We start from the raw sequence: 18,484 nt of genomic DNA on the forward strand, positions 1-18,484 counted from the left end.
CCACAACGCCCTCAAGAACGACGGCACCCCCGCCCTGACCATCCACGCCACCACCGCCTACGGCGACATCACCGCCCACAGCAACTGAGGTGGGGAGCAGCACGCTCCGCCGGGGGTGTCCGGACGGCGCCCCCGCGGGTCAGCGTCCGCCCGCCACCCTCAGTACCGTGCCCGTCGTGTACGACGCGTCCTCGGAGAGCAGCCACGCCACCGCCGCCGCGATCTCCGAGGGGCGGCCCGGCCGGCCCAGCGGAATGGAGGAAGCCGCCTTCGCCGGACGGTCCGGGTCTCCCATCGCCGCGTGCATGTCGGTCTCGACGATGCCCGGGGCGACCGCGTTGACCCGGATGCCGTTCCGGCCCAGCTCCTTGGAGAGGCCCACGGTCAGCGCGTCGGTGGCGGCCTTCGTCGCCGCGTAGTGGACGTACTCGCCGGGACTGCCGAGCGTCGCCGCGGCCGAGGAGACGTTCACGATCGAGCCCCCGCCGTGCGCGGCCATGTCACGGGCCGCTCGGCGACAACACAGCAGATAGCCCAGGAGGTTGACCTCCACCACCCGCCGCAGGTCCTCGGTCCGCGCGTCCGCGAGCCGCCCCAGCGGACCCGTCACACCGGCGTTGTTGACCAGGCCGGTCACCGGGCCCAGCTCGGCCTCGGCCGTGTCGAAGAGCCGCTCCACATCCGCCTCGACCGAGGTGTCGGCGCGGACCACGACACACCGCGCGCCCGCCGCCCGGACCGCGCGCGCGGTCTCCTCCGCGGCGCCGCCGTCCCGCACGTACCCGAGCACCAGGTCGTGCCCCTCGGTGGCCAGGCGTACGCAGGTCGCGGCGCCGATCCCACGGCTTCCGCCGGTGACGACGGTCGTTCGGGACATGATCTTCCACCCTTCATCGCGGTCGCGCCGCCCCCACCGTAAATCGATGGCCGATGCCGAGGCCGCTGGCTAGCCTCCCGGCCATGGTCGACCTCGTGCGCAGACTCATCGCCGCCCAGTTCCCGCAGTGGGCCGAACTGCCCGTCGCGCGGGTCGCGTCGGCCGGCACGGACAACGACATGTTCCGGCTCGGCGACGCGATGGCGGTCCGGCTGCCGAAGACCGCCGACAACGCCCGGAGCGTGACCAAGGAGCAGCGCTGGCTGCCGTATCTCGCCCCGCACCTCCCCCTGCCCGTGCCGGTGCCGCTGGGCAAGGGCGAGCCGGCGGAGGGATTCGCTTCGCCCTGGTCCGTGTACGGCTGGCTGGACGGCGACAACGCCTTCGACGCGCCCATCGACGATCTCGCCCACGCGGCCGTGGAGTTGGGCCGCTTCGGCGTGGCGCTCCGGAGCGTGGACGCCACCGGCGGCCCGACGTCCTTCCGGGGCGGCCGTGTCACCGAGTGGACCGGCGACCACATCGACCGCGCCCTTCGCGACCTCGGCGCCGACGGTACGGTCGACGGGGCCGCCGCGGCCGAGGCGTGGCGGTCGGTGCTGCGCCTTCCGCAGTGGGACCGCGACCCCGTCTGGATCCACGGAGATCTGCTGCCGGGCAACCTGTTGACCAGGGAGGGCAGGCTGAGCGCCGTCATCGACTTCGGCGGGGTCGGCACCGGCGACCCGGCCTGCGACATGATGCCCGCCTGGACGCTCCTGACCCCCGAGACCCGCCCGCTGTTCCGTGAGGCCGCCCGCGTCGACGACGCGACCTGGGCACGCGGCCGCGGCTGGGCGCTCGGCTGGGGTCTGGTGACGGAGCACTACTACCGGGACACCAACCCCGTCCTCGCCGCCGTCGCCCGCCGCTCGTGGGCCGAGGCGCTCCCGGAGTTCGCGTCCGGCGCATGAGATTCGCGCACGGGGCTGTTCATCACGGCCCGCAGCCCCCACCATTCCCCTCACTACTCGTGCGTAACACCTCGTAGGGGGAAGCGTGTTGAGGCTCCGTGTCGGAATCGTCCCGCTGCTCGCGGTCATCGCGTCCCTGCTCGTCCCGGCCACCGCCGCCCGCGCCGAGGTGGCCGTGGCGGCCCGCACCCCCGTCGTCCTCGTGCACGGCTACAACGCGGACCCCGGAGTCTGGGGCGGCCTGCGCGAGGACCTCAAGGCCGACGGCTACACGGACGCCGAGCTCTTCTCCTTCGGCTACGACACCCACCGGTCCGTCAACGAGGTCATCGCCGGCGAGCTCGCCGCCTACGTCGAACACGTCAAGCGGCAGACCGGCGCGAGCCGGGTCGACCTGGTCGCCCACTCCTTCGGCAGCCTCGTCACGCGCTGGTACGTGAAGTTCGACGGCGCGGGCCAGTCGTCCGTGGCCCACTGGGTGTCGCTGGCGGGCCCCAACCACGGCACCGGCACCGCGTGGGCCTGCGCCCTCTGGGACCAGGCATGCCGCGACATGACCCCGAACTCCTACGTCCAGAAGAAGCTCGCGGAGGGTGACGAGACCCCCGGCGCCGTCCGCTACGCCACCTGGTGGTCGAACTGCGACGAGGTCATCAACCCCGACAGCAGCGTCGCGCTGACCGGCGCCGCCAACCACGCCGCCGGCTGCCTCGACCACAACGCGCTGCTCGGCGACGACGGGGTCTCCCAGGGCGTGCGGGCCTTCCTCCGCTCCTAGGGGCGCCCCGGCGCCCCGGAGAAGTCGCGAGGAGCACGAGGAGCACGCGACACACGACCAACACACGACACACGAGCAACACGAGTCGCACAAGCAACACGAGACACAAAAGCAACATGAGACACATGAGAAACACGAGCAACTCGTACAACCTCAGCTCCTCCTCGTCGGTCTGATCCGGCGGTGCGCGCTGATGCGCGGACCGCCGGTTCATCAGGAGGGACTTCCTTGGCTTCCGCACGCACGACCCGACGCCGTCTCGGCGCTTCCGTCGCCACCGTTCTCGCCGTGACGGTCGGTGCCGGTGTTCTCGCCGCGCCGGGGGCGGTGGCCGCTCCCGCTCCCGCCGCCGTGACCGGGGCCGCTGCCGCGACCGCCGACGAAGCGGCGCATCTGCCCGTCGACGCCGAGATTGTCAGCAATGGCGACACCGGCTATCTCACGTCCCGGACGGACGAGGCCGGCAACGCGGTCCTGGAATGGCACACGTACGCCGACGGATCGGTGATCCCGATCACCTCGGGCACCGTGGGTCACGGCAGCAACTCCGATGTCGTCGTGACCAGCGACGGGGCAGGCGCCGTCGCCCTGCGGGACATGACGCCGGGCGTCACCTGGTCCGCCTCCTTCGACCTCGCGTCCGAGTTCGGCCCCGGGGCGAAGCTCGTCGGCGTGGTCGGCCGGAACCTCTTCGTGAGCGTCCCGACGACCGCCGACTACCACGAGCTGTGGCAGCTCACCCAGGTGGACGGGGTCACCAGGAAGACGAAGCGTTCGGCCAACCCCTACAGCCAGAACTTCAAGGTCGTCGCCTCCACGAGCAGCGACCTGCTCGTCCTGCGCAGCAATCGGGTGTTCCCCTCGTCCGCCACCTTCCGGACCGAGTTCTGGAACGCGCGCATGAGCCTCGGCGGCGACGGGGCCGCCGACGGCGAGGGCGCCTGGTACACGGGCCCCTGGAACCAGAGCTCGACGGGTGCCTACACCGCCGACCACCGGGCGTGGGTCGAGTACAAGGGCGGAGTCACGCACCTCGTCGTCAAGGGCACCGGCTCGAACAAGGACTTCGCCATGGACAGCTCCATGAGCGGCGCCGTCATCGCCGGCATCACCCGGGACACGCTGCTCTACGGGGTCCCCGGCAAGGCGGCCGACGAGACGCCGAGTCCGCTGTACGCCCGGAGCGTCGTCTCCGCCGACTCCACGCCGTACAAGCTGCTCCAGCACTTCTCCAGCGTGGCCCAGGCGCCGGACGGCGGTCTGCTCGTGCGCGGCGCCACGGCCGACACCGAGGGGCTGTTCCGGATCTGGGAGGGCGACGACGGCCGCCCGACCGCCACGCTCGTGGCGAGCACGGGCCGGGACCTGTCCCTCAAGGTGACCGAGTCGAAGGTCCCCACCGCGGTGGACCTGGAGAAGCCGGGCACCGCGGTCCCGATGGAGTGGACCCTGTCCCGGGCGAACGCCACCGTGGATCTCACGCTCACGCACACGGCCACCGGCGCGAAGCTCACCCAGCACCTCTCCGAGCCGATCTCCGGCAGCCGCTTCGCCTTCGCCTGGGACGGTGTCCTGGGCGGCATCAGCGCCCCGAACGGTGCCTACACCTGGCAGATCACCGCCACGCCGGCCAACGGCGGCAGCCCGGCGACCACCTCGGGGACCTTCCAGGTCTCGCGCCAGGCCGACCCGCACGACTTCAACGACAACGGCTCGACGGACGTCCTCGCGCGGGACGCCTCGGGCGTGCTGTGGCGCGACGACCTCTTCGACTGGCCGGGCAGCCAGGTCGCCACCGCCAAGCGGACGACCGTCGGCACCGGCTGGGGCATCTACAACCAGATCGAGGCCACCGGCAACATCGGGGGAGCGCCGGTCGGAGACGTCGTCGCCCGCGATACGGCCGGTGTCCTCTGGCTCCACCTCGGCAAGGGCGACGGCACCTTCGCCAACCGGTACAAGATCGGTTCGGACTGGGGGAGCTACAACAAGATCGCCGGGGGAAGCGACTTCACCGGCGACGGGAAGCCCGACCTCCTGGCCGTCGACACCGCCGGCGCCCCGTGGCTCTTCAAGGGCACCGGCAGTTGGAGCGCCCCCTTCGCCCCCCGGGTGAGTCTCGGCACGGGCTGGGGCGTCTACAACCAGATCACCGCCACCGGCAACATCGCCGGAGGTGCCGCGGGGGACCTCGTCGCCCGCGACAGCGCCGGCGTCCTCTGGCTCCACCTCGGCAACGGCGACGGCACCTTCGCCAACCGGGTGAAGATCGGGACCGGCTGGGGCGGTTACACGCACCTCGTCGGCGCCGGCGACGTCACCGGCGACGGCCGCCCCGATCTGATCGCCTACGGCCCGAACGGCACGCACGTCCACCGCGCCACCGGCTCGTGGTCGGCCCCGTACAGCCAGCAGGCGACCACCCTGTACGCGGGTGAGGGAACCAAGTTCAACCACGTCGCCTAGGTGTATTGATCACGCCGCCGGTCGGGGTGCGGGCGCTCCACGAGGAGCGTGAGCACGGACACCGGCGGCATGATCGGCCTGGGGGTGCGGAGCAGGCCGCGCGGGTGCGGGCGGGGCTCGCCCCGGGAGCCCTCAGGCCGCCAACTGCTCCGGGAGTGGCGAGGAGTGAAGGACCGTCAACCCCGACACCGCACGCGTCAGCGCCACGTACAGCCGCCGCAGGCCGGTGCGTTCGTCCGGTTCGCCGTCCACGAGGGCCGCCGGGTCGTCCAGGACCACGTAGTCGTACTCCAGGCCCTTGGCCAGGGAGGCCGGGACCAGAGTCAGGCGGGAGTCGGCCGTCGTCTCCTCGCCGGGGGAGAGGAAGGCGAGTCCCGCCGCCGTCAGCGCCTCCGCGAGCGGGGCGATCCGCGCGTCGGCGGCGATCAGACCGATCGAGCCCTCGTGCCGGAGCGAGTCGACACAGGCCGCCACCACCGCCGCGTCGAGCTCCGCCGCCCCGGTCGGGCGGATCGTCAGCGAGCCCGGGTTCTCCCGGACCGACTCGACGGCCGCCAGGCCGGGGGACATGTGCGGCAGCAGCCTGGACGCGTACGCGATGACCTCGCGCGGCACACGGAAACCGGCGGTCAGCTCCTCCACCACGGCCTCCGGCTTCCCCAGATGCCCCAGTGCCTCGGCCCAGCTCTCCGTGGCCCACGGCGTGGTGCCCTGCGCCAGGTCGCCCAGGACCGTCGCCGAACCGGTGGTGCAGCGGCGGCCGACGGCGCGGTACTGCATGGGGGACAGGTCCTGCGCCTCGTCCAGGACCACGTGGCCGAGCGAGTGCGTGCGCTCCACCAGGTCCTTCGCCTCGTCGATGAGGACCGCGTCGGCCGCCGACCACTTCGCCGACTTCACCGACCGCGCGGGCCTCGCCCACAGCAGCAGCTTCTGCTCGTCCGCCGACAGCAGCCCCTCCGCGTGCTCCGCCAGGAAGTCGGCGTCGCTCAGCAGCCGCAGCACCAGCTTCGCCGGGTCGACCGCGGGCCAGGCCGCCTTCACGACCGCCTTCACCGCCGCGTTGCGCGCCACCGCGTTCTGCACACGGTCGTCCGGAGCCTCGCCCGCCTGCTCCATCCGCACCAGGACCAGGTGCGCGACGCGCTGCGGCAGCGCCTCGTGCGCCGCGCCGTAGCGGATGTCCCGGTCCAGCAACTCGCGGACGACCTCCTCCAGTTCGTACGCGGGCACCCGCCAGCGGCGGGAGCCGCGCACGACCATCAGCGGCTCGGTGGGCAGCGTGACGTGCGAGCGCACGGCGCGCCGCAGCACCTCCGCCATCCGGGCGTCGCCCTTGACGACGGCCGTGGCCGCCTCGTCCGTCCCCCGCACCTCGACATGGGCCACCAGGTCGTCGACGGTCGCCTGCTTGACCTCCAGCTCGCCCAGCGCCGGCAGGACCTGCTCGATGTAGTGCAGGAAGGACCGGTTCGGGCCGATGACCAGCGTGCCGGTCCGTGCCAGCCGCTCCCGGTGCGCGTAGAGGAGGTACGCGACCCGGTGCAGACCCACGGCCGTCTTGCCGGTGCCCGGGCCGCCCTGCACGCAGACCGAGCCGGAGAGCCCGGACCTGACGATCTCGTCCTGCTCGGGCTGGATGGTGGCGACGATGTCCCGCATCGGGCCCACGCGCGGCCGCTCGATCTCCGCCTGGAGCAGCCTGCTCGTCCGCTCCAGCTCGCCCGGGTCGGAGAGGTGTTCGTCCTCGTACGCGGTCAGCTCGCCGCCCGTGTAACCGAACCGGCGCCGCAGCCCGACGTCCTGCGGGTCCTTCTTCGACGCCCGGTAGAACGGCTGCGAGACCGGCGCACGCCAGTCGATCACCATCGGGTCGCCCTGCGCGTCGTGGACGTGCCGACGGCCGATGTAGAAGCGCTGGCCCTCCTGCGTGGTGTGCAGGTAGTCGAGCCGGCCGAAGAACAGCGGGGTGTGCGAGAGGTCCGCCAGCGCCTTGATCCGGTCGTCGATCTGCGCCTGCAGGACGACGGCGTTGACCCAGTTCGCCGTGACGTCCCTGATGTCCAGCGCCTCGGCGTCCTCCCGCATCGCGCGCAGCGCGGCGCGGGAGTCGGCGAGATGGGCGCGCTCGCGCGCGAGCGGGTCCGGCGGGGCGTCCTGAGCGGACATGGCGGTGCCTCCGAGTGCGCGTACAGACATGACTGGGCGGCCGCCGGTTTCCGACCGGGCGGCGGCTCTCCACGGAGGGAGGCGGGGAAGTCGGAGATTGTAGCTTCCGGCCCTCGCCGCGGGCGAACGGATTTCCCCCGGGACCGACGGAGGAGGGACCCGTAGGGGACGGGATCCGACTGGAGGGGGACCCGGGTTCCACCCCCGGGCCGATGTGTTCGGAATGTCCGAAATTCATCATGGAGTCATGACCACAGCGACCCTGACCCCCACCGTCTCCCACTCCCGCCGCCTCGCCCTGGCCGCCCGCGCGATACGCGCCTTCGGCGGCGCCGCGGTGAACGTCGTCCTCCTCGGCGTGTACGAGGAGGAGGCGGGCGTACGCGACCCCCGTCCGCGGTACGCGGGAAGGGAGGGCTGAGCGCCCGGACGACTTCCCGCGGCGTACAACTTTCCCCCACCCCCGCAGGTCTCCTCTTCGCACCGCCGTCTCCGCACGGAACACGGCAGTCCCCCCACGGAGCACGAAGGAACAGAGGAGATCATGAGAAAGCCCTCCGCCGGCCGGTTCGCACGGCTCGGCGCGGTCGTCACCGCAGCGGGTCTGGTCACGGTCGGGATGGCCGCCACCCCGGCCCTCGCCGTCAGCGACACCCTGTGGATCGCGGCACCCTACGAACTCGCGCTGCCCAAGGCCGTCGACGGTCGGCAGGCCCCCGCCGCCACCGTCGCCCTCGGTCTCTACCACGACAACGCCGACCACCGGGTGACCGACGGCCGTCTCACCGTCGACGCCTCCGCGCTGACCGGCGTCGCCGAGATCACCTGGCCCGAGACCTGCGCGCCGAACGGTGCCACCGCCGTCTGCTCCTTCCCCGAGGTGCCGCTGAGCGGTGAGACCCCCGTGGAGCTGAAGATCCGTGCCGCGGCCGGTGCCGAGGCGGGCCCCGTCGGCCAGATCACCTACACGGCGACCGCCACGACGGACGACGGCGTGATCAGCGGCCCCGAGAACTCGACGAGCGTCCGGATCGCCTCCGGCCCCGACCTCGTGCTGAACCGGCCCGCGCCGGTGACGGGCGTGAAGCCGGGCAGCACCGTGCCCGTGCCCTTCTCCGTCGTCAACAACGGCAACGAGGCCGCCGACGGCGTCCAGGTCACCCTCTTCGTCACCCGCGGACTCGCCGTCGGCGGCGTCGCCCCGCAGTGCACCAGCACCCCGCTGGGCGAGGGCACGATCAAGCCGATCACCAAGGTGGACTGCGCCTTCGACGACGTCGTCGAGCCGGGAGGTTCCTTCACCCTGCCGGCGCCGCTGCGGGCGAAGGTGGCCTCGTACGCGCTCGGCGAGCGCATCGACATAACCGTCGCGGCGGGCGGCGGCGCCGAGGACCTGGCGATGGAGAACAACGGCGCGATCGCCGCGATCGACGTCGTCAACACGGCCGACTTCGCGGTACGCGGCGCCCGGGTGAGCGGCGCCGCGGGGGAGACGGTCACGGCCGAGCTGACGTTCCGCAACCGGGGCCCGGCCTGGGTCGCCAACCTCGGCTCCGGCGACCCCGTCGCCGCCGTCGACGTGACGGTCCCCGCGGGGGCCACCGTCACGGCCGTCCCGGACAGCTGCGAGCCCCGCACCCTGGACGGCGGCTGGTGGGAGAGCGAGACCCGTACCGGTGCGCCGCGCTACCTGTGCCAGCTCCCGATGTGGGTGGCCGAGAAGCAGACCGCGACCTTCCCCTTCGAGCTGCGGATCGACACCGTCGTCCGCGGCGCCAAGGGAGCGGTGACGCTGAAGCCCCCGTACGGCGACGCGCCCCTCGCCTTCGACCCGAACAGCGCCAACAACACGGCGAAGCTGGTCCTGAACCCGGCCGCCTGACGGCCGCGCAGGCCGCACGACACACCTGGGGCCCCGTCCGCACCGGACGGGGCCCCAGGGCATGCGCGTCGTTACGCCGGCGGTGCCTCGCCCGCCATCAGCTCGTCCGCGTCGATGATCCGGTACGCGTACCCCTGCTCGGCCAGGAACCGCTGGCGGTGCGCCGCGAAGTCCTGGTCGATGGTGTCCCGCGCGACCACCGAGTAGAAGTGCGCCTGATGGCCGTCGGCCTTCGGGCGCAGCACCCGGCCGAGGCGCTGTGCCTCCTCCTGGCGCGAGCCGAACGTGCCGGAGACCTGGATCGCGACCGTCGCCTCCGGCAGGTCGATCGAGAAGTTCGCGACCTTCGAGACGACCAGCACGCTGATCTCGCCCTCGCGGAACGCGTCGAAGAGCTTCTCGCGCTGCGCGTTGGACGTCTCGCCCTTGATGACCGGCGCGTCCAGATGCTCGCCGAGCTCGTCGAGCTGGTCGATGTACTGGCCGATGACGAGGATCTGCTGCCCGGCGAACTTCTTCACCAGGGCCTCCGTCACCTTCCGCTTCGTCGCCGTCGTGGCGCAGAAGCGGTACTTCTCCTCCGGCTCCGCCGTCGCGTACGCGAGCCGCTCGGAGTCCGTGAGGTTGACCCGGACCTCGACGCAGTCGGCGGGCGCGATGTAGCCCTGCGCCTCGATCTCCTTCCACGGCGCGTCGAAGCGCTTCGGGCCGATCAGGGAGAACACGTCCGACTCGCGCCCGTCCTCCCGGACCAGGGTCGCCGTGAGCCCGAGCCGCCGACGGGCCTGGAGGTCGGCGGTGAACTTGAAGACCGGCGCCGGCAGCAGATGCACCTCGTCGTAGACGATCAGGCCCCAGTCGCGGGAGTCGAAGAGCTCCAGGTGCGGGTAGATGCCCTTCCGCTTCGTCGTCAGGACCTGGTACGTGGCGATGGTGACCGGGCGGATCTCCTTCTTCGTACCGGAGTACTCGCCGATCTCGTCCTCGGTCAGCGAGGTCCGCTTCACCAGCTCGTGCTTCCACTGCCGGGCCGAGACGGTGTTCGTCACCAGGATCAGCGTGGTGGCCTTCGCCTGCGCCATCGCACCGGCCCCGACCAGCGTCTTCCCGGCGCCACAGGGCAGGACGACGACGCCGGAGCCGCCGTGCCAGAAGCCCTCGACGGCCTGCTTCTGGTACGGGCGCAGCGCCCAGCCGTCCTCGGCGAGCTCGATGGGGTGCGCCTCGCCGTCCACGTAACCGGCGAGGTCCTCGGCCGGCCAGCCCAGCTTCAGGAGCGTCTGCTTGATCTGCCCGCGCTCGGAGGGGTGCACGGCGACGGTGTCCGGGTCGATCCGGGCGCCGACCAGCGGCTGGACCTTCTTGGAACGGAGGATCTCCTCCAGGACCGGCCGGTCGGTGGTGGTGAGGACGAGCCCGTGGGTGGGGTGCTTGGAGAGCGTCAGCCGGCCGTAGCGGGCCATGGTCTCGGCGACGTCCACGAGGAGCGCGTGCGGCACGGGGTAGCGGGAGAACTCGACCAGCGCGTCCACGACCTGCTCGGCGTCGTGCCCTGCGGCGCGGGCGTTCCACAGGCCGAGCGGGGTCACGCGGTAGGTGTGGATGTGCTCGGGTGCCCGCTCCAGCTCGGCGAAGGGCGCGATGGCCCGCCGACACGCCTCGGCCTGCTCGTGGTCGACCTCCAGGAGCAGCGTCTTGTCGCTCTGGACGATGAGTGGTCCGTTCACGCCTGATCAGGTCCTTCCCGCCGTACCGCGCCGGGGATTCCGCAGCGGCCAAACATCCAGTGTGCCTGAGGACCGGCCACCGGTGCCCGGGCCCGGTCCTCAGGCAGGTCAGACCTGGTCGTCCGCCAGTTCCGCGACCCCCGTGATGCGGTGCAGGGGGTACGTGCGGACCTCGTCCGCCGTGTGGTCGTAGCCCGTCACGAAGCCGCCCTCCACCCGCACCGGGGCGATGACGCGCTGGCTCGCCGCGCCCTCCGCGTTCACGTAGCCGATCCAGACGGCGGACCCGGTCATCGCGGCGGCCTGGACCGTGGCCAGGGTCTCGGCGGGGGAGGTCCGGGGGAGTTCGCCGGCCGCGGCCGGGGCGCCCTCGGGGCGCTCCTTGCGGACGGCCGTCGAGGCGAGGTCCCCGGCCCGGATCGCGCGGACCGCCGCGCCGAGCAGGGTCGTGTCGGGGGAGGGCGGGCCGTCCGGCACGGGCACGGGCGCGGTGCGGGCGCCCGTGCGGTAGGCGTCGGCGCGGGTGATCAGGACGTCGCCCTCCGCGGACTCGGCGGCCGGGGCGTACCCCATCGCCCGCAGTCCGTCGAGCAGCGCGGCCGGTTCCGCGGGGGAGGCGAGCACGGTGGGTGCCAGGCGGCGCAGCCGCAGCGACGCGGACCGCTTGTCGGCCAGGATCTCGCCGAGGAGCGCGTCGTCGTCGCAGCGGACGTACGCGGAGGCGGCGCCGATCCGCAGATGGCCGTGTTTCCGCGCCACGTCGTCGATGAGATACGCGAGCGGCTGCGGAACCGGCGTACGGGAGTGCGCCGTCAGGAACTCGTGCAGGTCGGAGGCGGTGCGTCCGGCGTCGAGGGCGCGGCGGACCGAGCCGGGCGTGAACCGGTAGACCGTCGCGCCACCCTTCGATTCCACGTCCGCGAGCACGGAGAGCGTGTGGGCGAGGGGCCGCTGGAGCGGGCCGGGGGCGACCGCGGTGAGGTCGGCCTGGAGCAGGACGTGGTCGACGGGCTCGGGCAGGAGCGGGGCCAGCAGGGTCGCGGCCCGGGCGGCGGCGACGGACAGCTCGACGCCGTGGACGGCCACGGGCTCGGTCGCGGCCTCGGCGAGCGGCAGGTTGAGCAGCGCCCGGGCGGGCGAGGCGAGCGCGCCGCGGCCGGTGATCCCGAGCAGCTCGGCCTCGGCGAGCGTCCACAGGGCCAGGCGGGAGCGGAGGTCGGTCCGGGTCTGCGCGCCGGGTCCGGGAGGGGTGCCCGTGGCGGCGCTCCGGCCGCCGGAGGCGCCGCTGCCGTACGCGGCGGAGGTGCCCGTGCCGTACGTGGTGCCGGCGCTCGCGTCCCGGCCCGCCGCGGGCTCCGCGTCCCCGGGGGAACCGCCGCGGCCCGCGCCCCGCAGTGGTCGTTCCCACCGCAGTCGCGCGAGCAGCGCCTCCGGGTCCGCCGCCGCGCCCGGCTCCAGCGTGGCCTGCAGGGTGAGGATCCGCCGCCGCACCTCCGGGGCCGCGCCCCGGTCCAGGTCCGGGCCCAGGGCGTTCAGCGCCCGGCCCTTCGCGTCCTGGCCGCCGACCAGGCCGGAGGTACGCGTCCCCACGAGCCAGGCGGTGACGAGCGCGGCCCAGCGCTCGGCCGCGGGCAGGTCGAGCCAGTCGTCGTACGCGGGCGTCGGCGCGTACCGCTCGTCCGCCTCGCCGTCCGAGGCGAGCAGCCCCGCCCCGTGACAGAGCTCCAGCCAGAACGCCGCGACCGGCTCCGGGACGTCCAGCGCGCCGGCCGTCCGCTTGAGGTCCCGTACCGAGAGGCCGCCGGAGCGCAGGACGGCGGGACCGCCCTGGTCCCAGCCCTTCAGCAGCTCCTCGACCGTCGCGAGCGCGGTGTACGCCTGCCCGGCCGCCGCGCTGTCCACAGCCTGGGGACGGTATTCGCGCAGGACGGACAGCTCCGGGGCGTGCGGCTCCGGCGCGCGGTGGGCCCGCCCGCCCCGCAGATGCAGCGCGGCCTCGCGCGGCAGCACCACCGTGCGCGTCGAGGCGGGCAACAGCAGACCGCGGTCGCGCAGCCAGCGCACCGGCGGCGCCGGGTTCGCCGTCACCTCGCCGTACGGCGGACCCCACACCAGCCGGTCGAGCACCGTCAGCGCGTCCGGCGGCGCCGTGTCCAGCAGCGCGCCCATCCGGTCCCGGTCGGTGAACAGCTCCGTCAGCGCCGCCACCGCGGAGACCGGGTCGTGCGTCGCCGGCAGTCCGGCCGCCGCGATGATCTCCTGGATCCGGCCGGGCGACATCCCGGCCGTCGCCTCGGAGACGGTCGGGCCGAGGCCGGTCGGGGACGGGTGCTGCGGGGAGGGCGCGAGCAGCTCGCGCGCGGTCCGCACCAGCCTCAGCCGGTCGTCGTCGCCCCAGACCAGGGCCTGTTCGCGCAGCGCGTCCACGGCGCGCGGCAGCGCCGCCTCGATGTCCGGGTCGCCGTCGTCGCCGGAGAGCAGGGCGAGGAGTACGGGGTACGGGGCCGGGTCCGGCGCCACGGCCAGCGCCTCGGCGGTCTGGAGCGTGAAACGGTCGAGCCGTTCGAGCGCGCGGACGACGGAGCCCCGGGTGCCGGCCCGGGTGGCGAGCTGGGTCAGGTCGTTCGGCACGGGGGAGAGCAGATCCGGGCGCGCCCGCAGCAAGGCGGCAAGCCCCTCGTCCCCCCGCGCGCGCAGCGCCTCCGCGAGTGTGCGCGGCGCTGCCGCGGCGCCAGTTCCTGCGGGCACGTGCGCCTCCCGATCGAGCTCACCGATCCCCATCCGCCCCACGTTAGCCCCTGCGCGGGCGCTAACGTCGGGGCGTACCGGCTGTGGAGGGGCACTGTGGGGATCGAGAGCGACCAGTTGGTCTTCGACTATCTGAGCCGGGTCGGGGATCTGGCGCAGCAGCGGCAGCTTCCGTCGAGCACGAGGATGCGGCTCGTGTCGACGCTGCGGAGCGAGATCGACCGTCGGCGCGCCACCCACGGCCAGGAGAGTCCGGCCGCGATCCGCGGCATCCTCCGGCAGCTGGGCACGCCGGACGAGGTGGTGGACGGGGCGGCGGGGGGCGCGCCGGTGCCGAAGCTGCCGGAGCAGCAGGACGGAGGGCCGCGGCGGAGGAGCGCGCCACCGGAGTCCGCGCCGGGCGCGTCGCCTCCCCATCTGGCGGGCACGGACGAGGTCGGCGCGGCGGACACCGAACCGGACTGGTGGAGCCTGGACGGCGACACGCCGGAGCCGCTGCCGGGGGACGACCTGGTGCCGGGGTTCAGGGGCGGCGTGGAGATCCCGGAGCTGTTGAAGCCGCCGGTGGAGGTGGACGAGGAGGAGCCGGAGCGGCCGGCGGAGCCGCGGCGCGGCTGGCGCCGCGTGCTGCGCCGCGCTCCCGCGGACGCGGTGGCGGGGGCGGACGGGGAGGTCGCGGAGGCCGTGGCGGGCCGCCGCGTCCGCCTGGGCAGCCCGCTGCTGCTCCTGGCCGCGCTGCTGCTGATCGGCGGGGCCTTCTTCGGCTCCCTGGTCGCCCTGGCCCTGGGCTGGCTCCTCGCCTACGCCTCGCGCCGTCTCTCCCGCGCCCAGATCCAGTGGGCCGTCGTCGTGCTCCCGGGCCTCGCGGCCACGGCCGGCGCGGTCTGGCTCTGGGGTCGGGTGGAGGGCCGCTGGGGCGCTCCGGTCGCGCCGGGGGGCGAGGCGATGGGCGCGGCGGTGTCGGAGACATGGCCGTGGACCCTGAAGGGCGCGGCGCTCGCGTCGGCGCTGTTCCTGCTGTGGCGGTCGCGGAGGGTCTGAGGGCGGGTCGGGTACGGGCCGGAGTCCGCGATGCCGACCCCACCGGTCACGACGAGGAGTCCGGGCCGGTCCCGGGCGGGTCGCGCCGGTCCGGGCGGGTTCGCGCCGGTCCGGGCGGGTCGCGCCCGCGGCGCCGTCCACCCGAAGGGCGGCCTCCGCGGCGCCCGGAACGCGGGCGGCCGCATTCGAACATCCGGGCACAATGTCACCCATGACTCTCCCGCGACTCCCGCTGACCGTCGGCTTCGACCTGGACATGACGTTGATCGACTCCCGACCGGGCATCAAGGCCACCTACGAGGCCTTCGCCGCCCAGGTCGGCGTCTGGATCGACGCGGACCTGGCCGTCTCCCGGCTCGGGCCGCCGCTGGAGCACGAGCTGGCGCACTGGTTCCCGGAGGCGGAGATCGCGGAGCGGGTCGCGCAGTACCGCGCGCTGTACCCGACGTACGCGATCGAACCGTCGCTCGCGATGGCCGGCGCGCGGGATGCGATTCAAGCCGTTCGCGAGGCGGGCGGCCGGACCATCGTCGTCACCGCGAAGAACGAGCCGCACGCCAAGCTGCACCTCACCCACCTCGGCATCGACCCCGACGCCGTCATCGGCGGTCTGTGGGCCGAGGACAAGGCGCGGGCGCTGCGCGAGCACTCCGCGAGCGTGTACGTCGGCGACCACACCGGGGACGTGCGCGGCGCCGCGACCGCGGGCGCCCTGTCGGTGGCCGTGGCGACCGGACCGTGCGACGAGGCGGAGCTGCGGGACGCGGGCGCGGACGTCGTGCTGGCCGACCTGACAGAGTTCCGTGCCTGGTGGGAGGCGTACCGCGGCTAGTTGCCGCCGGTCGGGGCGGCCTTCGCCTGGCGGCGCTGCGCCGCGATCGAGCGCAGCACGCCGGCGCCCGCGACGAGGAATCCGACGCCCATCAGCATGCACACCGCGTACGCGACCGGCGGGAACGGTTCGGTGCCCAGGAACAGCGGGGCCACCGTGACCAGCGTGGCCACCGCGCCGACGATGAAGACGATCGCACCGACCCGGACGAGACCGTCACCCGGCGCGGAGTCGTCCGACGGGGCGGAAGGGGTTTCACTACGCATTCGGCCAGGGTAGTTCCCAGGCCGGAGGAACAAACCGGCGACGTCTTGTCACCAGCCCGAAGCCCATTAGCCTTGGTGCCGGGGGTCCCCCCTGCTCAAGCGGTATCGAGGGCTTGGGGGAGGGTCGGGCGCCCGCTGTAGTTGGTCCCCAGAGCCGGAATCCCGGCGCACCCATCGAGTACGAGGACAAGGACAGACGTGCCTACCGGCAAGGTCAAATGGTTCAACAGTGAGAAGGGCTTCGGCTTTCTCTCCCGGGACGACGGCGGCGACGTGTTCGTCCACTCGTCGGTGCTCCCTGCCGGAGTCGACGCCCTCAAGCCGGGGCAGCGCGTGGAGTTCGGGGTGGTCGCGGGACAGCGCGGCGACCAGGCGCTGTCGGTGACGGTCCTCGATCCGACGCCCTCCGTCGCCGCGGCGCAGCGCCGTAAGCCCGACGAACTGGCGTCCATCGTGCAGGACCTGACGACGCTCCTGGAGAACATCACCCCGATGCTGGAGCGGGGCCGCTACCCCGACAAGGCGCAGGGCGCCAAGATCGCGGGTCTGCTGCGGGCGGTCGCGGACCAGCTCGACGTCTGATCCCGCCCCGTCAGGGGAACGCCAGCGCGTCCGGGCCGAGGGGCGGTACCAGCCCCTCGGCCGCGGCGCGCGTGAGCAGCCCGCGGACCGCCGCGTAGCCGGCCTCGCCGAGGTCGGCGGTGAACTCGTTGACGTAGAGACCGATGTGCTGGTCGGCCACCTTGGGGTCCATCTCCTGCGCGTGTTCGAGCACGTACGGGCGCGAGACGGCCGGGTCGTCCCAGGCCATCCGCACGGACGCGCGGGCCGCCTCGGCGAGGCGCCGCAGCATCTCGGGGCCGAGCGAGCGCCGGGCGACGATCGCGCCCAGCGGGATCGGCAGCCCGGTGGTGTCCTCCCAGTGCGCGCCCATGTCGGCCAGCGCGTGGAGGCCGTAGTTCTGGTAGGTGAAGCGGGCCTCGTGGATGACGAGCCCCGCGTCGACCTTGCCGTCGCGCACGGCGGGCATGATCTCGTGGAACGGCATGACGACCACGTTCCCGACGCCTCCCGGGACGACGTCGGCGGCCCAGAGCCGGAAGAGCAGATACGCGGTCGAACGCTCGCTCGGCACCGCGACGGTCTTCCCCGCGAGGTCCACACCGGGCTCCCGGGTCAGCACCAGGGGCCCGCAACCGCGCCCCAGCGCGCCGCCGCAGGGAAGCAGGGCGTACTCGTCGAGGATCCACGGCAGCACGGCGTACGAGACCTTGAGGACGTCCCACGTGGTGGCGTCGCGCTCGGCCCAGCCGTTGGTGAGGTCGATGTCGGCGAACGTCACGTCGAGGCGCGGGGCGCCGGGGACGCGGCCGTGGGCCCAGGCGTCGAAGACGAAGGTGTCGTTCGGGCAGGGCGAGTACGCGATCTTGAGCTTGGGCGTCATGGGGCGGGCTCCACGAAGACGGAGGTGCTGAGCAGCTGGAACGTGTGCCGCAGCGAGTCCAGGGCGTCGCCGATGCGCCAGGCGGCGCGGTCGCGGGGGCCGACGGCGTTGGAGACGGCGCGGATCTCGACGACGGGCAGGCCGTACGCGGCGGCCGCCTCGGCCACGCCGAACCCCTCCATCGCCTCGGCGGCGGCGCCCGGGTGACGGGCCGCCAGCTCGTCGGCGCGCTCGGCGGTGCCGGTGACGGTGGAGACGGTGAGCACGGGGGCGACGGTGTGGGGCCGGGAGCCCCGGGTGAGCGCGGCGGAGATCCGCCCGGTGAGGGCGCGGTCCACGGCATGCGAGGACCGTCCGAAGCCCAGCTCCTCGACGGTCAGAAAGCCCTCGGGGGTCTGGGCGCCGAGGTCCGCGGAGACGACGGCGTCGGAGACGACGACGGAGCCGAGGGGCGCGAGCGGCTGGAACCCGCCGGCGATGCCGGCGGAGACGACGAGATCGTAGGGCGGCCGGGGCGCGGCGGGGTCGTGCGCGGCCGCGTGCGCGAGGGCCGTGGCGGTGGCGGCGGCCGCCGAAGCGGGGCCGACGCCGCCGACGAGCACGTCGACGACAGCGGGTCGCCCCTCAGGTCCCGGACCCGCGTGGCGGCGCAGCGCGAAGCCGCCGGGCAGCGGGAACTCGCCCGAGCCCGGCCCGTCGAACGTGATGCCCCGGGCGACGGAGTCGGCCTCCGCCGCCACGGCCGTCACGATCAGGATCCGGAGGGCCACCGGAGGATCAGGCGTCCTTCTTCAGCTGGAAGTGCCAGATGCCGGTCAGCTTCTTGCCGTCGTTCTCGACGATGGTGACCTGCGTCGAGTCCGAGGCCTCGCCGGTCTGGGTGGAGAAGAAGGCGCTGGCCGGGATGGTCCGGTAGGTCTTCTTGTACGGCTCGGGCTCGGCGTTCTGGCCACCGAGGAAGATCGTCCAGCCGTTCTCGGCGATCGACGGGTCGACACCGAAGTGGATCTTGTCGTCCGCGGAGACGGTGAGGGTCTTCTCGGCCTTCTTGTTGAGGCACTGCTGGATCTGCGACTCCTTGATGGCGTCGCCGTCGTTGTAGCAGGCGGCCTCGGAGTGGATCGACTCGGTCCCGACCGTCAGGGTCGCGAGCGGAGTCGGCTTGTCGCAGGCGGAGAGTACGAGGAGCCCGGCGGAGACGGCCCCGAGGGCGACGGCGGCCCGGCGGCGCGAGCCGGTGAAGAACGCAACGGTCATGGCCCGAAGGCTATCGGGCGCACCGAACTCCGCCACGCGGGGGT

At 73.5% G+C, this 18,484-nt stretch carries 16 protein-coding genes; 8 read left to right on the top strand and 8 right to left on the bottom strand.

Annotated features, from left to right (window positions below):
- Window positions 1–139 precede the first annotated feature (139 nt).
- The gene (locus AB0D99_RS34215) at window positions 140–877 is read right to left on the bottom strand and encodes an SDR family oxidoreductase (RefSeq protein ID WP_362371586.1); all 738 of its coding nucleotides are present in this window, start codon (window positions 875–877) and stop codon (window positions 140–142) included.
- 83 nt (window positions 878–960) lie between these two features.
- Between AB0D99_RS34215 and AB0D99_RS34220 the strand changes: the two genes are divergently transcribed.
- From AB0D99_RS34220 to AB0D99_RS34230, 3 genes are all read left to right on the top strand, one after another.
- Window positions 961–1,830, top strand: a complete 870-nt coding sequence (locus AB0D99_RS34220) for an aminoglycoside phosphotransferase family protein (RefSeq protein WP_362371589.1) — start codon at window positions 961–963, stop codon at window positions 1,828–1,830.
- 85 nt (window positions 1,831–1,915) lie between these two features.
- Window positions 1,916–2,608: an alpha/beta fold hydrolase gene (locus AB0D99_RS34225; protein WP_362371591.1), complete on the top strand. Its 693-nt coding sequence runs from the start codon at window positions 1,916–1,918 to the stop codon at window positions 2,606–2,608.
- A 228-nt stretch (window positions 2,609–2,836) separates the two neighbouring features.
- On the top strand, window positions 2,837–5,074 hold the full coding sequence (locus AB0D99_RS34230) for a VCBS repeat-containing protein (protein ID WP_362371594.1): 2,238 nt from the start codon (window positions 2,837–2,839) through the stop codon (window positions 5,072–5,074).
- Between the two features lie 132 nt (window positions 5,075–5,206).
- Here the strand turns inward: AB0D99_RS34230 and AB0D99_RS34235 are convergent, their stop codons facing one another.
- A complete protein-coding gene (locus tag AB0D99_RS34235) occupies window positions 5,207–7,243 on the bottom strand; it encodes an ATP-binding domain-containing protein (protein ID WP_362371597.1) in 2,037 nt (678 codons plus the stop codon).
- Window positions 7,244–7,490: 247 nt separating this feature from the next.
- Here AB0D99_RS34235 and AB0D99_RS34240 point away from each other — a divergent pair, with 247 nt between their 5' ends.
- Together AB0D99_RS34240 and AB0D99_RS34245 are read left to right on the top strand one after the other, a co-directional pair.
- Window positions 7,491–7,664 (top strand): hypothetical protein, encoded by a 174-nt coding sequence (locus tag AB0D99_RS34240; protein ID WP_362371600.1) that lies wholly within the window; start codon window positions 7,491–7,493, stop codon window positions 7,662–7,664.
- Between the two features lie 123 nt (window positions 7,665–7,787).
- On the top strand, window positions 7,788–9,125 hold the full coding sequence (locus tag AB0D99_RS34245; RefSeq protein WP_362371603.1) for a hypothetical protein: 1,338 nt from the start codon (window positions 7,788–7,790) through the stop codon (window positions 9,123–9,125).
- A 71-nt stretch (window positions 9,126–9,196) separates the two neighbouring features.
- Here the strand turns inward: AB0D99_RS34245 and AB0D99_RS34250 are convergent, their stop codons facing one another.
- Together AB0D99_RS34250 and AB0D99_RS34255 are read right to left on the bottom strand one after the other, a co-directional pair.
- Entirely contained in the window at window positions 9,197–10,852 is a 1,656-nt protein-coding gene (locus AB0D99_RS34250) for a DNA repair helicase XPB (RefSeq protein ID WP_362371606.1), read from the bottom strand.
- A 108-nt stretch (window positions 10,853–10,960) separates the two neighbouring features.
- Window positions 10,961–13,633: a helicase C-terminal domain-containing protein gene (locus AB0D99_RS34255; protein WP_362371609.1), complete on the bottom strand. Its 2,673-nt coding sequence runs from the start codon at window positions 13,631–13,633 to the stop codon at window positions 10,961–10,963.
- Between the two features lie 63 nt (window positions 13,634–13,696).
- On the opposite strand from AB0D99_RS34255, the gene AB0D99_RS34260 reads away from it, so the two are divergent.
- Complete coding sequence (locus AB0D99_RS34260; RefSeq protein WP_362371612.1) at window positions 13,697–14,641, top strand: hypothetical protein; 945 nt, start codon at window positions 13,697–13,699, stop codon at window positions 14,639–14,641.
- 202 nt (window positions 14,642–14,843) lie between these two features.
- Entirely contained in the window at window positions 14,844–15,473 is a 630-nt protein-coding gene (locus AB0D99_RS34265) for a haloacid dehalogenase-like hydrolase (protein WP_362371615.1), read from the top strand.
- On the opposite strand, the gene AB0D99_RS34270 is transcribed toward AB0D99_RS34265, so the two are convergent.
- Window positions 15,470–15,739, bottom strand: a complete 270-nt coding sequence (locus tag AB0D99_RS34270) for a hypothetical protein (RefSeq protein WP_362371618.1) — start codon at window positions 15,737–15,739, stop codon at window positions 15,470–15,472. The two genes, AB0D99_RS34265 and AB0D99_RS34270, sit on opposite strands and share 4 nt — an antisense overlap.
- Window positions 15,740–15,937: 198 nt before the next feature.
- Here AB0D99_RS34270 and AB0D99_RS34275 point away from each other — a divergent pair, with 198 nt between their 5' ends.
- Window positions 15,938–16,321 carry a cold-shock protein gene (locus AB0D99_RS34275; RefSeq protein WP_308354918.1) on the top strand — a complete coding sequence of 128 codons (384 nt, stop codon included), beginning with the start codon at window positions 15,938–15,940 and terminating at the stop codon, window positions 16,319–16,321.
- 10 nt (window positions 16,322–16,331) lie between these two features.
- On the opposite strand, the gene AB0D99_RS34280 is transcribed toward AB0D99_RS34275, so the two are convergent.
- Genes AB0D99_RS34280 through AB0D99_RS34290 form a run of 3 tightly spaced genes read right to left on the bottom strand, consistent with a single transcriptional unit; the run spans window position 16,332 to window position 18,440 of the window.
- A complete protein-coding gene (locus AB0D99_RS34280) occupies window positions 16,332–17,183 on the bottom strand; it encodes a 1,4-dihydroxy-6-naphthoate synthase (protein WP_362371623.1) in 852 nt (283 codons plus the stop codon).
- On the bottom strand, window positions 17,180–17,953 hold the full coding sequence (locus AB0D99_RS34285) for a futalosine hydrolase (protein ID WP_362371626.1): 774 nt from the start codon (window positions 17,951–17,953) through the stop codon (window positions 17,180–17,182). The genes AB0D99_RS34280 and AB0D99_RS34285 overlap by 4 nt, the downstream gene beginning before the upstream one ends.
- A gap of 7 nt (window positions 17,954–17,960) precedes the next feature.
- Window positions 17,961–18,440, bottom strand: coding sequence for a DUF2771 domain-containing protein (locus AB0D99_RS34290; protein WP_362371629.1), 480 nt, complete (start codon window positions 18,438–18,440; stop codon window positions 17,961–17,963).
- Window positions 18,441–18,484 lie beyond the last annotated feature (44 nt).

The sequence above is a fragment of the Streptomyces sp. NPDC047971 genome (assembly GCF_040653355.1).
Lineage (GTDB): Bacteria > Actinomycetota > Actinomycetes > Streptomycetales > Streptomycetaceae > Streptomyces.